A 14,528-nucleotide genomic window follows, 5' to 3' on the forward strand; every position below is an offset into this window, starting at 1 on the left:
GTCTCCATTAATCCTTATCCATATTGGAGGAGAGAAACATGCAACCACATTCTTCAGATAAAACATCTTCAAGCCCTAATCCGAATCATCGTCGTGCTCGGAAGCTGATGATAATACTCTCACTTGCCGTGGCACTCACAACTGTCGCTCCTGCGTATGCCGCTGATTCGAGTACAGAATCTTCCCCGTCCGCAAGCACAGTAGTACGGAACACACAAGCCTCGATCCCATCAATCGTGACTAATGGCCCCTCAGATCCTAAGGAGGTTGAAGCATTTGCTGACAAGTTATTTTCCTCACCTTCAATGAAGAAGCTTCCGGGAGCTGTCTTTGTCGTCGTCAAGGATGGGCAAGTCGTATTAAGCAAAGGGTATGGCTATGCAGATGTAGAAACCAAAAAATCCATGGATCCCGATCGTACGATTCTAAGGTTTGCTTCCATAACGAAGCCCTTCGCATCATTGGCCCTGCTTCAGCTCGCTGAGCAGGGTAAGATTGATCTGAAGAAAGACATCAGTGCGTACATGGGGGATGTCGCCATTCCTCGAAAAGTCGAAGGGCCGTTAACAGCTGAGCATCTTATGACGCACACGACTGGTTTCGATTACCCCGAAGCTCCTGACGACATGGCAGTCAAGACGAACGCTGAGTATATTCGCAAGTATATGCCAACCGTTGTACGCAAGCCAGGCACTGTATACAGCTATGACAATTTTGCCTTTCGACTTCAAGGCTATCTCGTTGAGCGCATAACTGGAGCTCCGTTCCATGAATATGGCATGCAGCATATTTTGCAGCCGCTTGGGATGACGAACAGCAGCTTCGTGATGACGCCTGATGCTAAGAAGGATCTAGCAACAAGCTATACGAAGACAGGTGAAGTTCTTCCCTACTACGAAGTATCTCCCGCAGACGGCCCTGACGGGAGCCTTGTATCAACCGGTGCGGATATGGCTAAATTTATGATCGCGCTTTTAAATGGCGGTACGTACAAGGGGCAGCGAATCTTACAGCCTGAAACCGTACGCGAGATGGTAAAAATCCGTGTATCCGCTCATCCGAAAATTCCGAATACGACATACGGCTTCGAATCCTTGTTTCAAGAGTCATATCATGGTGAAACCGTCATAAGCAAGGGTGGAAATCTTCCAGGGTTCGGCTCTTGGTTAAGTCTCTTGCCAGAACAAAATGTCGGCTTTTTGGTCGCATACAATTCCAACGAAGACTCTAGTGCAGATTATCGCAATACGGTTTTTCGTGCCTTTATGAATCACTATTATCCAGACAAACGACCTGCCCCACCGCAAACGGAGCCCTCACAAGAGGTGAAAAGTAAGCTAGTTGGCCACTACCGTAGTCTTCGGATGGGCATCCAGGTCGTTCAAATTGCTGAGCAATCTGACAAAAAATTATCCCTTATCGATCCATTCTACGGAACCCATCCATTGACTCAGATCGAACCATGGCTGTTCCGTACGGATCACGGAAAACTGGTTGGCTTCAAACAGGAAGAGAATGGGGAAGTTTCCTACATGGATAACAGCAACGTAGCATGGTTCGAGAAGCTCACTGTTCCTAAAGTCCTCTATTCAGATATCGACAAGAATCATCCGTATTATGGATACATTCAAGATATCATGATGAGGAGTGGAGTATCCGAACATCAAGGACAATTCCGTCCCTCCTCTACCATTACGAGGGCTGAATTCGTCTCCATGCTCATGCAGTGCTTGCGCATGCAGCCTTCGTTGAACGCAGTCTCCTTCACCGATATGAAAGGCCACTGGGCTGCCAAAGACGTTCAAACGGCGTATGAGCTGGGGCTTATCACCGGAGCATCAGGTGAGCTCTTCCGACCTGATCAACCCATTCAACGGCAAGAAGCGGCAATGATTGCGTGGCGAATCGCCCAAGTGTTCGGATCTCCAGTGCAAGAAGCGAAACTGGTTGGCGATACTGACGTCTGGGCATTAGAGGGTGTCAAGTATGCTGCCGCTATGCACAAATACGGCCCCGAAATTAAAGCTAACGCAGACGGCACTCTGAATTATGAATCTAAACGCAGCATGCTCAAGCAAGAAGCAGCTGCCTTGATCAGCACATTGCTTGCTCAGCCGATTCCGCGCTAACCACAAGATAGCTCTCGTCGAATCTCTACGTTGCGACGAGAGCTATTTCCTTTTCCAGCAGTCCAGAATGCATTCCCAACCCCAAGGTCATACTATAGGAAAACTTTGTGTAAACGTGGTGAACACATGTCAGCCCACTCCATATTACTAGTCGAAGATGAACAAAGTGTATCTCAATTCATCCAGCTTGAACTTGAGCATGAAGGGTACGAGGTACTTGTCGCTGTAGACGGGGAACAAGCATTAGAATTCTTTCAACAAGGCGAGTGGAGCCTCATCCTGCTAGACTGGATGCTGCCCAAGCTGAACGGCCTTGAAGTATGCCGGAGAATTCGGCGCGTCAGTGATGTCCCAATTATCCTCTTATCTGCTCGTGATTATGTTGGAGATATCATTGCTGGTCTCGATACAGGTGCAGATGATTATATTACGAAGCCGTTCGAGATTGAGGAACTGCTTGCCCGCATACGCACCGCTTTACGACGCCCCAACCATGCCGCTAATCCGGAAGAGAAGGAAGTATACCAGCTCGCCGATCTCATCTTGGATGTGAAGAAAAGAGTCGTAACCCGTGCTGGGGATCGAATCGAATTAACGCAGCGTGAGTTCGAATTACTTCAATACTTAATGGAACATCTCGGTGAAGTGATTGGCCGTGAACAGCTATTGTCCTCTGTGTGGGGATATGACTTTGTTGGTGAGACGAATGTCGTCGATGTCTATATCCGATATTTGCGCAACAAGCTGGATCGCGGCTATCAGCATAAGTTAATCCAGACCGTTCGTGGTGTCGGATATGTGCTGCGTGAACCATAGGGAATCAGAAATGACCATGTTCAAGTCACTTATCCAACAGCTTAAGCATTCTGCCAATACGTTAATGTTCCGCTTCACGATCTGGTATGTTCTTAGCCTATTAGCTGTCATTCTGTTGATCGGGATCTGTATTATGGGAGCAGTTACCCATCTGTTGCTCCAAGACTCCAAGCAGGAACTTTTCGCCGTCGAACGCAAACTAAGGGAAAGTATTCAAGATGGCTTTCTGGAGTGGCAATCCCTTCTCGATGAACTGCTATACCCCGATCACGCGAACTATGATGTTCAAATTGTGTCCTCTGATGGACGCATATTAGCACAAACTCGCAACTGGGACAAGGCTTTCCTCGCCGAACAGAAAAATCGATTCCGATGGTTTAATACCGTGCAGTGGAACACCGACTATGGACTGTTCATCAGAGATGAAGTCATATGGAATCAAACCAATGGGCAGGTCGGTCGAATCTATATTCATGTTCAGCTCCACTCCATTGAACGCATCTTGCTCATTATCACTAAAGTACTTGTCATTACTGCACTTGCCAGCTCAACTGCAGGATCGCTGCTTATTTATCAAATAACAAGGAGGAACCTCTCCCCCCTGTTCAGCATAATGAATTCAATTGTTCAGATGAAGAATTCACCGAATTTAAGGCAGAGGGTTCATGTCCCCAAAACGCCGGTGGAGTTAACGAAATTGGCGGAGCGCTTCAATCAGTTGTTAGATGAGCATGAAGAACTGATTGAACGGGAGATGAACTTTATTACAAATGCTTCACACGAGCTCCGCACTCCGCTGACCGCGTTTCGTGGTCATGTGAAGCTGCTGAAGCGCTGGGGGAATCAAAATGCTGAGGTTCTGCAAAAATCACTGGATTCGCTAGACCTAGAGAGCCAGCGCATGCAGCGGCTTATTGTTCAGCTATTGACGTTAGCCCGTTCAGGCAAAAGCCCCTCACCGAAGGAACAAGTGAATCTTACCGACATTGTCCGAGAAGCAATCAAGCAGCTATGGAAATCCGATTCCAAAATTTCCTTGCGTTTGCATCTGAATAAGGCTGCTTATGTACATGGGGATAAGGAACAATTGCGCCAGGTTGCGATTATTCTCATTGAAAATGCCATAAGGTATACCAATGACCTGGGCTGGATCGAAGTTGCCGTCTATCAAGAGAAAGAAAATGCATGCCTTCGAGTATCGGATTCCGGAATTGGCATACCCGAAGAAGAATTAGATAAAATTTTCGATCGATTTTATCGAGTCGATAAGGCTCGCTCTCGCGTAACTGGAGGCACGGGCTTAGGGCTGCCTATTGCGAAGGAGCTCGTAGAGCAGCATCATGGCACCATTCGAGTTGAGAGCACGATCGGACAGGGCAGCACATTTATTGTGTGCATACCGTACTCGCACAACGCCTGAGAACATACAACAAGCCTAAAGCAGTACATCGTATTGCTTTAGGCTTGTCCATTATAAACTATTTAATTACACGACGAACTTTCGTCAAGCGGGACTCCCACTTGCTCAAGTTGTCAATTCTTACTCCGCCCTTGCCATAAGTGTGCAAGATTTTTCCATTTCCCATATAGATTCCTACATGATGAACCGGAGAGTAGAAGAACAGGAGATCACCCTTCTTCATATTCTTTTTGCTAACTGCAACTCCAACCTTGGATTGCTGCTTCGATGTGCGTGGAAGCTTGATTCCGTGTTTGCCATATACATATTGTGTGAACGAAGAGCAGTCGAATGCTTTCGTGCTTCCCGACTTGGCACCGAATTTATATTTAACACCTAAGTATTTTTTCCCTGTTGCTATAATTTTGTCTGCCTTGGAGCTTTGCGATGTAGAAGCCGCGCTAGCTGTTTGAACAGGCATTACTGCACCTGCTGACAGTGCAAAGGACAATGTTAATGTTACGCATACAAATATTTTTCCAAACTTCTTTTTATTCAACAATATTCTCATCTCCCAGAAAAATGGATAGTGCTGATGTGCTCACCAGCGACGTTACATACCATAACACATAATTTTTATCCATTATTTTCTAGAGAAGAGCTGAAACATTGCTGTTGTTTACTTTTTTGTAATCTATTAGAGCAACATTATAAATTTCTCATCTCTCTCTTCTTGACAAATAGGTCGTTGTGATCATTCCTCCTTTGGCAGGATAAAAAATTAATAGATTCGATACTAGATCATCAAAATTTTGCGGTGCAGCAACTGCCGTTATCTCAGGATGCAGAATAAGCGATGAACACATGAAACAGCGCCATCTCATCGCATACAAACGTTGAAATGGCGCTGCATATGAATATTATCAATTGCCCAAGCTGCAGAGTCAACTTACATCGTAAGATGATCGTCATAGAGATTAGAGCGGCGCTTGAACCAGTCAAATAAATGCGTAACAACAACCTTGAGCACTGCATACCCAGGCACAGCCAGAATAATGCCCACTACACCGAACAGGTTGCCGGCTGTCAAAATGACGAAAATGATCGTAATCGGATGAATGCGGAGTGTCTTCCCCATAATTTGTGGCGAAATGAACTTCCCTTCCACCAATTGGACAATCGTCCAGACGATGATCATTTTCAGCAGCATCATCGGTGAAGTGACAAGCGCCACAATCATCGCGGGTGTGATTGCAATTGCAGGGCCCAAATACGGTACAATACTCGTACAAGCTGCAATTACTGCTAGAATTAGTGAATATTCAAGCCCAATGATTAAATAGCCCGCATACAGTAAGATGCCGATACAGAAGCTTACAATAATCTGACCCCGTATGTAGGAACTGATTTGATTATTCATCTCGGACATCACTTGATGGGATTGCTTGCGCAGCGTAGTCGGCAAAAATGTAAGGATATAATCAGGCAGCCGCCGGCCATCCTTCAGCAAATAGAAAAGAACGAATGGAACGATGACAAGGCCGAGAATCGTTTCGGTGACTGCACCTAGAAATCCACCGATTCCATTGAATGTGTTGTTTAAGAGCGAGGTAGCCCGCTCGGACAAGGAGCTTACGAAGTTGCTGGAATTAATATCGATGCTCTGCTGGATACGGTTGAAGAACTCACTGCCGATCATGTCGCGGAACAACGTCTCAATCTGGGTGCTGAACCCTGGAAAGTTGGCAATCAAGTCCATAACTTGCTTCTTAATGACAGGAATAACAGCAAGAACGACGACCGTAATAATGCCAATAATGAGAATATAGAGAATGAGAATGGATATGAATCGTTTGACTCTCCATTGTTCCAGAAGATCAACGATTGGATTCAGCAAGTAATAGAGCACACCTGCTAAAAGCACTGGAAACAGTACTGTCTTAATGAAAATAATGAATGGAGAAAAGATAAATGAGATTTTCGTAAAAAGTAACACGTTCAAACTAACTAACAACACAATCAACAAAAACGAGATCAATCTATGATTCAAGATGAACGTTAACATTCGGCCTGGCCTTGTTGATCGTTTCTCCATGCATTAGCTCCCCTCAGTGTTGGATGTAATCTTAATCACGAATTGCCCCTTCCCACGCGGAATAATTGTTAAATTCCAATCAAATGCTTGCGCAACCCATCGTACTTGTACATACAGTTGGCCGTCTCGGATGATTGGTCCGCGGTATGACTTCTTCAACACTCTACAGACATCCGAGTTTGGAGCACAATCCTGATCTGGTTGATAAACATGGGTGTAATCTTCGTACTCCTCCTTGCCATTCGGATGTGTGCTGACCCAATATCCACGATAGTCATTCCCCCAAACTTCGACTGTCTTGGTCTTCTGCGGCATAGCGTATACATGATAATCATATAATCCCGGTTGAAAAGCATAGGACATGTCGAGCCCCATAGAACCCGTTATTGTGGATAGTGGAACTAGGATCATCCCATGCTCATTCAATATCTCATTTTGTGGTACCGTTGCATTTCCTAGCTGAACTGCATATTTTGATTTCGCAGCAGCAGCGGTATCATCAATATTGACACTCCATCCCAGCAAGGCAAAAACAAGCAGCACACCAGCAAGAAACTTTCTTTTTATGTAATGTACAGTCAACTCCATTCCTCCTTTTTTCGCTTCTCAATTTCAATTGCACACCTATCCACATATTACCACAAATAATTAATCAGTTGAGAAAGACATTTTGAAGCATTTTCTGCATTAAAAAAGCAATGACATGCAACGACAACATCGTCGTTTTCTCTGTCATTGCTAGTTGTTTCTTTCCTCTGCGCAAATTCCCAACCATCCGATGAAATGGTGTATATCCAGACGACCATAGATGGTGCAGCCTTATGTTCTGATGCTACAAACCAGACCACACATCCTTTGCGAATTTCCCTTCCGCTTGCAAACGTTCCAGCCAATGCTTCGCCTCCTCCTCATGAACACGATGCACGTCCTGAAAAGCTTGCCGCACAGCAGCTTCCACATCAGGCGCCATTTTGCTTCCATCTCCGCAGATATATAAGTGGGCTCCCTTATCCAGTAACTCTACGATTTTTTCCGCATGCTGAGCTATAATGTGCTGGACATACGTTTTAGCCTCACCTTCTTTACGCGAGAAGGCGGTATGCACGGTCACAATTCCATCCTGCACGAATCTCTCCAGTTCCTCACGATATAAGTAATCTGCTTCATTCCGGCAGCCGTAATAGAGGATCGCTTGTCCAAGCGATTTCCCTTCTTGCTGCATCGCCTGTCTAGCCTGCAAAAAGCCGCGGAAAGGTGCGACCCCGGTTCCAGGTCCAACCATGATGATCGGCGTTGCAGGATCGGCAGGGGGCTGGAATTTGGATTCAGGTGTCCGTACGAACATCAGAATCGAGTCGCCCGCTTCACGCGAAGCCAAATAATTGGAAGCAACTCCACGATATTCTCCCATGCCGCTCCAAGCCGGGCCGAGGACGACCCCGACCGTGATGCTCGCCTGCTTCTCCTGAATGCGAGGTGAACTGGAAATGGAATAGTATCGAGCCTTAAGCGGAGGCAGCAGTTCTAAAAAACGCTCGAACGGCATCTCGCAAGCTTCGTATTTCTCAAGCAAATCAAGCATGGAAACCCGTTTGCGCAGCACTTCAGCTACATACTTATCCTCGTCTAGAAGCGATTCCAACTCACGTCTATGAGGCGGGCAAGCTGTATAAGACGCCAATTCACGAAGTTGAGCCCGGGTCGCAGCTTCCTGCAATTCTACACTATGACTAAATAAATCGGACAGGCTGACCGGTTGGCCAGTAGGCAGGTGAGCCGCACTGCGTCCGCTTGCATTAACAATCAAATGATCGCTGCCGTTCAGCGCGAATCTTTGCAGCACGCGATTCACCTGAGAAGTATGATTACGCGGCAGCACTCCCAAATGATCGCCTTCCTCATAGGTGACTCCATCAGGGAGTGCGATCTCGATATGACGGGTACTGCGCCCGCTTCCTGCCTGCTGCAACTCGCGATTGCTTACAACCTCGGCATGAACCGCTTCATACGAATTGGCAAGCCTGCTGCCTGCATAATCCTTTACGAATTCCACGGTAAGCGTGCTGCGAACGGCTTCGGATTGCTTGCTCAGCTGTAAACCTAGCGCATTCATCATATCTGGCCACAGTTTGGAACGCCAGCTCTCGACATTCAGCTCAAAGTCGCCGCTCGCATCCCCTTCGCCCCGAATCATCAGCCGTTCAGCACCCTTTTTCTGCATCTGCTCGTCAACGAATCGCGGTACATCTTGATAGGTGCTGGCCCAATTATGATCCCCACATCCAAATACGGAATAACGGACACCTTCCAGCTCGCCATCGTCAATCTGCTCGAGCCACTCCACGAAAGCCTGTGCATTGCTTGGCGGCCTGCCGTTGTAGGAAGAGGTTACAATGAGGAGGGCCCCCGTCTTCGGGAGCTTGCCTACATAGTCGTTTAGTGGAGCGACCTCACTGCGGAATCCCTGGTAGCGTCCCTCATCCGCCAGCTCGCGGGCAATGCCCTCGGCCGTTCCGAGATTGGAGCCGTATAGGACGAGCAGCGGAGTGTCGTGCGCTTCGGCCAATGGAGCTTGTTGTTGAGCACTTTCATGCGATTCTGATTCGCCACCCAGCCCTCCTTTTGCAGACAAAGTCCCTGCCCCCAGCTGCTTCCGCAGCCGAATGCGAATCCGAAAATCGTCAGGCTTCAGCGTGAGTGCTTCCTTCACCTTCAACTGGTAGTTGGTATGATCGATGATCTCAAAATGCTTGAGCACCATGCCCAAAACGAGCGCAGCCTCTTGCAGCGCGAACTGCTGCCCGATACACGCGCGTTGGCCATTGCCAAACGGCTTGTAGGCGTGGTGAGGAATTTGGCTCGGGTCTTCAAAGCGTTCGGGTCGGAATTGCTCTGCATCCTCACCCCATACAGCACGGTCTCGATGAAGCCTCGGTACAAGCACATTCACACTCTCGCCCTTTGCAAGCGGGTATTTGCCAGCCAGCAGTGTATCCTCCTTCGCAAATAGTGAGAAAGCCGGGGCGGTCGGCCATAAGCGAAGTGATTCATTAAGTATCATCCGTATGTATGGCAATTGTCTCACTTGTGCATACGTCGGAACAGGATCCGTCAACACACGATCCACTTCCTTGTAAGCCTTCTGCAAGCATTCGGGATGCTTCAGTAAGTAATAGATTGCGAACGACAGCAGGCCGCTTGTCGTCTCGTGACCCGCGATTAGAAACGTAATAATCTGGTATCGGATATTCTCGTCAACCAATGACTCCCCGGTTGCTGGATCCTTTCCGTTCAGCATATGGCTCAACAAATCCTGACCAGCTTCATCCGGCTGCTGCTTCCGCTCCGCAATGATTTTGTCTACGAGCGAGTACATAAACTGGATGTCATGCCGATACTGCCGCTTCGTGACTACCATGAGCTTATCTTGAATATTGAGGCGCTGAAGCTGATGCATTGCTTCGCTTAACGCACGAACCATGCTTGTAATAAACGGATGGGGCTGATCGCGATAGAAGCTGTTGAATCGATAATTGAATCCACAGAGACCAATCGTATCGAGTGTCAGACGGGTCATGTCTTCAGGCACATCGATACTCTCATCCGGATTCAGCCTCGACCATTTTTGGATAAGCTGCACCGCAATATCAACCATCATCTCATGGTAACCGCGCATAGCCGACTGGCTAAAGCTCGGCAGCAATATATTGTGCGCCTTCTGCCAGTTCGGCTCTTCTGTTTCGCTTGTGAACAGTCCGTCGCCGGTAAATGCCCGCACACTGCGCAAGGGCGCCCATACGTTTTTATCGAAGCGCGATTCGTCGCACGCATCCTTTACCAACTCATGACCAGAGATAAAAATTTCGCTTCTCCCTGGTAAATCAATGCGAAATATAGGACCATACTCCTCAGCCAACTGTACCATGGATTGAACTGGAGCTTCCAAGTTCAGCTGCGGCAAATTCCCCAGCAGACCAAATGTCTTCGGCTGAGGAATATGGGGTGAATTTGATTCTGACATTGCGGTTATCTACTCCTTACTAATAGACATATCAAAGCGTATATCCTTTCAGTCTATTATTTGCAATACCTCATCACTTCATCCCACATCGCAAAAGAGCCGCTGCAAAACAATAACGGTTCCCCGAAATTATCTTCACAGAGGCTCTTTTACCTAGAGGCTATAAGTGCAGCTTCGCTTGCTTACCACAGCTCTTCTTTCTTTTTCTTAGGCTGACGCTTTATTTTATTCTGAACAGCAGGCAAATGCTTCATGCTTCGAATCATCGGTCCTTTGCAGAGTGGGCAAGATTGCTCACCAGAGGCAAATTCGTCTCTTACCCATGCTTTGCATTCCGGATTTCTGCATTTCAGAATTTTTGTGATTATCAATTTCGGTTTGTCGTCTTGACTCGTTGTCACTTTCCAGTACATCCCTTTCCAATCAGCATTCATTTACCATTAGGCCGATAAAATATATCATTACTTAGCGTCACCTGTCAAAGCAAAATGTATGCCGATCCGACTATAGAAAAGAGACATCTCACGTGAGATGTCTCTAACATTCTTCAATATACAATTATTCCCGATCGAACAAGGCTGCACCAGCAATTCCTGGCTTCGTCATTTCGTACGCATCCAGAATCGTATCCAGCTCTTCCTCTGTCAATACGTTATATAACAGACATAGCTCCCGAACTGACTTGCCATTCTCTGTAGCTTCCCGCGCAATACGTGCCGATACTTCATACCCCAGATGCGGGCTCAGCGCAGTGATAATGCCGACACTGTTCTCCACTAACTCGCGGCAGTGGTCTTCGTTTGCTTCAATTCCTTCAAGACAGTGCGTCCGGAATACGGTGAACACATTTTGCATCATGCTCAGCGATTGCAGCAGGTTGAATACAAGTACTGGCTCCATGACGTTCAATTCAAGCTGACCCGCTTCTGAAGCAAGACAGATCGTATGATCGTTTCCGATAACTTGGAAAGCTACTTGATTGACAATTTCGCACATAACCGGATTCACCTTGCCCGGCATGATGGATGAACCTGGCTGGCGTGCCGGCAATCGAATTTCACCAAAGCCAGCACGTGGACCTGAAGCAAGCAAACGCAGGTCATTGGCCATCTTCGACATATTCATCATGCATACCTTGAGCGCAGCAGATACCTCTGTATACGCATCCGTATTCTGCGTTGCATCAACAAGATGCTCCGCATGCACGAGCGGCAATTGACTAATCTCAGCAAGCAGCTCAACAACACGCTGAATGTATCGAGGATCTGCATTCAAGCCTGTTCCTACAGCCGTTGCACCCATATTCACTTCATATAAATGCTGCTTCGATTGCTCAATACGGTGCATATCTCTCGCGAGAACACGACTATATGCTTCGAAAGACTGTCCCAAGCGAATCGGTACCGCATCCTGAAGATGTGTGCGCCCCATCTTAATGACATGATCGAATTGCTTCGCCTTGCTGCAGAATGCGCTGTGAAGCTCCTTCATAACAATGAGCAGCTTATCTACGAGCGTTAAGACAGAAATATGAATTGCAGTTGGAAATGCATCGTTCGTCGATTGCGAACGATTGACGTGATTGTTCGGGCTTAGGCTTGCGTAGTCGCCCTTCGCTTTGCCAAGCAATTCAAGCGCTCGGTTCGCAATAACTTCGTTCGCATTCATATTCATCGATGTGCCTGCCCCGCCTTGAATCGGGTCAACGATGAATTGATCATGCCATTGACCGCCAATAATCTCATCAGCGGCTTGTACGATCGCATTGCAAGTGTCTGTCTGAAGCTGCTTCACCTCCATGTTGGCAAGGGCGGCAGCCTTCTTGACGATAGCCAAGCCACGAATCAATTCCTTGTTCATCCGCGTGCCCGATATTGGAAAGTTCTCTACGGCACGAAGTGTTTGAATGCCATAGTAGGCTTCGGCTGGTACTTCTTTTTCCCCTAAAAAGTCTTTTTCGATACGAGTCGGGTTCATAATCATTGGATTCCCTTTCCTTCTCTCATGAGTAGTAGGTTCATGTATAAGACAGAAAAAGCAACGCTCGCTTTGATTGTAATACTGTTTCACTAAATGTTCAATTTCTCATTTGGAAAATCATTATATTTAATTTTTTTGTTATTAGCTATATAATAGATTGGCAAACATATGTTTGCATAAATGAGTACCATGTGCTTGTTTAGAAAGGAGATATTATGAAAGGTTCAACACACCTTAGTATCGGTGTGGCTATCGGAGCCGCAGCTGCGGCGCATTACCCGTTCTCCATCCAGAATGCGTCCATCTACCTCGCAGTTGCTGCGTTATCTGCGCTGAGCGCGGATCTTGATGGCCCAAGCATACTAAGCAGACGAATTGGCAAGGCTGCCAAACGGGTACATACTCTATTGATGTGGCTTGGCGTATGCTGTGCTGCAGGTGCCATCTATCAATATGGAGCGAATGGTTCGTTAAGCCAAGAGGCCATCGTTCTTACAATTGTCGTGCTTCTGCTCGGATTTGTAGCGAAGGAAGGGTTAATTCGCAACATCATCGTCAGCTGTGTCGGTGGGAGCATGCTCATAGGCGGCATCCTGCTTGGCTGGAGCTGGCTCATCGGCCTGGGCGTATTCGTTGCCTGGGTGCCATGGCTGAATCATCGGGGATTATCCCACACCATCTGGGCTGCTCTTTTATGGGGAGCTATTGGCTGGGGATTAGAACAACACTTGGAGCTCGAAGGAATTGCGATCGTATCCTTACTTGGCTACGGTTCCCATCTCATTGCAGATACCTTAACCCCTCGTGGTGTGAAGTGGTTGTATCCACTATATAAGCGGTCGATTAAGCTGCGTCTGTAATGGCGCTGTCTCTCTGACGGTCAACCCGTTCCGTATCATGACAATGATGTGATGTCCCATGCAACTATGTTAATAGACATCCATAGCCTTCATCATTAACTAGGCGAGGAGCCTCTAAGCGGTTGTACAATAGTACTTATCGCGATAGAGGCTCCTTTTCTCATGATTTTAGTAATGCGATATGATTTTGTTGTCGGTACTTCGTTGGACTCGTCTCCATTCGATTCTGGAATACCCGATTGAAGGTCGGATATGAACGAAACCCTGCCTCAAATCCTATTTCCGTTATCTTCATATCCGTACTGATTAACAAGTTGCATGCATGTGCCACTCGTATCCGCTCTAAGAAGGAGTAGTAGTTCTCTCCGACCATTTGCTTGAAGGCCGTGCTAATATAGGACGAGCTGTAATTATACTTTTGCGCTAAGGACTCAAGCGTAATCTCTTCTTTGAAATTTTGGTATACATAGTAGACAACCTCCCACATTCCCCTTCGCAAATGATCCTCGCCAGTATGGGCACCCTCATGAAGGTGGGAGATACGATATCGGTCGAACCACACGAATAGCTCGGTAAGTTTCGCAAGATAGATCATCCGGCTCCAAGGCTTATGCTCCTGCATTTCCTCAAACATGTCTTGAAGCAGCAGATGAATGCGCTCAGCGGTGCTTGGATCCAGATGGTATGTCGTATTGCTGTCGCCCTCTGCGCCTTTGAGCAAGCTGTGAAGCGCAAGCAGAGATTCTCCAGCCCCAAAGAAGGCCTTAAGTCCGATTGCCCCAACATACAGCTTCAGTTCCTCTCCTTCCCGTATATCCAACTCATGAACCTGATGCGGGAATACAAGGGTGAAGGTTCCTGGAGTGAGCTCCTTCTCTACCCCATTGATCAACTCCTTGCCTGAACCCTCTATGACGTATGTAAACTCAATAAAATGATGCACATGAGCGGGGACCGGTGCTTCAAGATGATGGATCTTCAGTGTGAACGGAAAGTCTCCGTAGATCTCCTCATCTCCCTGTAAATAGTATGGATACATCCGCTCTCCTCCTCTTATCTTTCGATTATTTGTTAAGATTATTGTATCATAAAAGTTGAGAGTTTTTTTAAATTAATGATAGGAGATAAATATAATTATGTCATATAATACATTGTGTAAGTCATATTTGATATAACATTTCATGAGTTGTGTATGATGGGAGTATTCATTGCTCCTCCTGCGCAACCT

At 46.9% G+C, this 14,528-nt stretch carries 12 protein-coding genes; 4 read left to right on the top strand and 8 right to left on the bottom strand.

Features of this window, described 5'->3' with window-relative positions; all coding sequences use genetic code 11:
• The first annotated feature begins 38 nt into the window (after nt 1-38).
• The 3 genes from RQP50_RS22375 (at nt 39) to RQP50_RS22385 (ending at nt 4,365) form a co-directional block, all read left to right on the top strand.
• Nucleotides 39-2,129 carry a serine hydrolase gene (locus tag RQP50_RS22375; RefSeq protein ID WP_315746806.1) on the top strand — a complete coding sequence of 697 codons (2,091 nt, stop codon included), beginning with the start codon at nt 39-41 and terminating at the stop codon, nt 2,127-2,129.
• A gap of 126 nt (nt 2,130-2,255) precedes the next feature.
• Entirely contained in the window at nt 2,256-2,945 is a 690-nt protein-coding gene (locus RQP50_RS22380; RefSeq protein ID WP_021253666.1) for a response regulator transcription factor, read from the top strand.
• A gap of 10 nt (nt 2,946-2,955) precedes the next feature.
• On the top strand, nt 2,956-4,365 hold the full coding sequence (locus tag RQP50_RS22385) for a sensor histidine kinase (RefSeq protein WP_315746807.1): 1,410 nt from the start codon (nt 2,956-2,958) through the stop codon (nt 4,363-4,365).
• Between the two features lie 58 nt (nt 4,366-4,423).
• Here RQP50_RS22385 and RQP50_RS22390 read toward each other — a convergent pair whose 3' ends face one another.
• From RQP50_RS22390 to aspA, 7 genes are all read right to left on the bottom strand, one after another.
• Nucleotides 4,424-4,915: a C40 family peptidase gene (locus tag RQP50_RS22390; RefSeq protein WP_036590961.1), complete on the bottom strand. Its 492-nt coding sequence runs from the start codon at nt 4,913-4,915 to the stop codon at nt 4,424-4,426.
• A 378-nt stretch (nt 4,916-5,293) separates the two neighbouring features.
• Nucleotides 5,294-6,439 carry an AI-2E family transporter gene (locus RQP50_RS22395; RefSeq protein ID WP_028531490.1) on the bottom strand — a complete coding sequence of 382 codons (1,146 nt, stop codon included), beginning with the start codon at nt 6,437-6,439 and terminating at the stop codon, nt 5,294-5,296.
• A 3-nt stretch (nt 6,440-6,442) separates the two neighbouring features.
• A complete protein-coding gene (locus RQP50_RS22400) occupies nt 6,443-7,021 on the bottom strand; it encodes a hypothetical protein (RefSeq protein WP_315746808.1) in 579 nt (192 codons plus the stop codon).
• 53 nt (nt 7,022-7,074) lie between these two features.
• Nucleotides 7,075-7,332 (bottom strand): hypothetical protein, encoded by a 258-nt coding sequence (locus RQP50_RS22405; RefSeq protein WP_315746809.1) that lies wholly within the window; start codon nt 7,330-7,332, stop codon nt 7,075-7,077.
• Nucleotides 7,272-10,460 (bottom strand): bifunctional cytochrome P450/NADPH--P450 reductase, encoded by a 3,189-nt coding sequence (locus RQP50_RS22410; protein WP_315746810.1) that lies wholly within the window; start codon nt 10,458-10,460, stop codon nt 7,272-7,274. Before RQP50_RS22410 ends, RQP50_RS22405 begins: the two co-directional genes overlap by 61 nt.
• A 182-nt stretch (nt 10,461-10,642) precedes the next feature.
• Entirely contained in the window at nt 10,643-10,894 is a 252-nt protein-coding gene (locus RQP50_RS22415) for a cold-inducible protein YdjO-related protein (RefSeq protein ID WP_227774756.1), read from the bottom strand.
• 124 nt (nt 10,895-11,018) lie between these two features.
• Nucleotides 11,019-12,437, bottom strand: coding sequence for an aspartate ammonia-lyase (gene aspA / locus RQP50_RS22420; RefSeq protein ID WP_139295368.1), 1,419 nt, complete (start codon nt 12,435-12,437; stop codon nt 11,019-11,021).
• Nucleotides 12,438-12,655: 218 nt separating this feature from the next.
• Here aspA and RQP50_RS22425 point away from each other — a divergent pair, with 218 nt between their 5' ends.
• Complete coding sequence (locus tag RQP50_RS22425; protein ID WP_315746811.1) at nt 12,656-13,300, top strand: metal-dependent hydrolase; 645 nt, start codon at nt 12,656-12,658, stop codon at nt 13,298-13,300.
• Nucleotides 13,301-13,460: 160 nt separating this feature from the next.
• Here the strand turns inward: RQP50_RS22425 and RQP50_RS22430 are convergent, their stop codons facing one another.
• Nucleotides 13,461-14,339: an AraC family transcriptional regulator gene (locus tag RQP50_RS22430; protein ID WP_072729932.1), complete on the bottom strand. Its 879-nt coding sequence runs from the start codon at nt 14,337-14,339 to the stop codon at nt 13,461-13,463.
• Nucleotides 14,340-14,528: the final 189 nt, after the last annotated feature.

This window comes from Paenibacillus suaedae, assembly GCF_032337355.1.
GTDB classification, from domain to species: domain Bacteria; phylum Bacillota; class Bacilli; order Paenibacillales; family Paenibacillaceae; genus Paenibacillus_B; species Paenibacillus_B suaedae.

Excerpts from the sequence above, each read along its gene's own strand:
- aspA (WP_139295368.1), bottom strand. The coding sequence starts at position 12,437 with ATGAACCCGACTCGTATCGAAAAAGACTTTTTAGGGGAAAAAGAAGTA.
- RQP50_RS22425 (WP_315746811.1), top strand. The coding sequence starts at position 12,656 with ATGAAAGGTTCAACACACCTTAGTATCGGTGTGGCTATCGGAGCCGCA.
- RQP50_RS22395 (WP_028531490.1), bottom strand. The coding sequence starts at position 6,439 with ATGGAGAAACGATCAACAAGGCCAGGCCGAATGTTAACGTTCATCTTG.
- RQP50_RS22390 (WP_036590961.1), bottom strand. The coding sequence starts at position 4,915 with ATGAGAATATTGTTGAATAAAAAGAAGTTTGGAAAAATATTTGTATGC.
- RQP50_RS22415 (WP_227774756.1), bottom strand. The coding sequence starts at position 10,894 with ATGAATGCTGATTGGAAAGGGATGTACTGGAAAGTGACAACGAGTCAA.
- RQP50_RS22385 (WP_315746807.1), top strand. The coding sequence starts at position 2,956 with ATGACCATGTTCAAGTCACTTATCCAACAGCTTAAGCATTCTGCCAAT.
- RQP50_RS22380 (WP_021253666.1), top strand. The coding sequence starts at position 2,256 with ATGTCAGCCCACTCCATATTACTAGTCGAAGATGAACAAAGTGTATCT.
- RQP50_RS22410 (WP_315746810.1), bottom strand. The coding sequence starts at position 10,460 with ATGTCAGAATCAAATTCACCCCATATTCCTCAGCCGAAGACATTTGGT.
- RQP50_RS22375 (WP_315746806.1), top strand. The coding sequence starts at position 39 with ATGCAACCACATTCTTCAGATAAAACATCTTCAAGCCCTAATCCGAAT.
- RQP50_RS22430 (WP_072729932.1), bottom strand. The coding sequence starts at position 14,339 with ATGTATCCATACTATTTACAGGGAGATGAGGAGATCTACGGAGACTTT.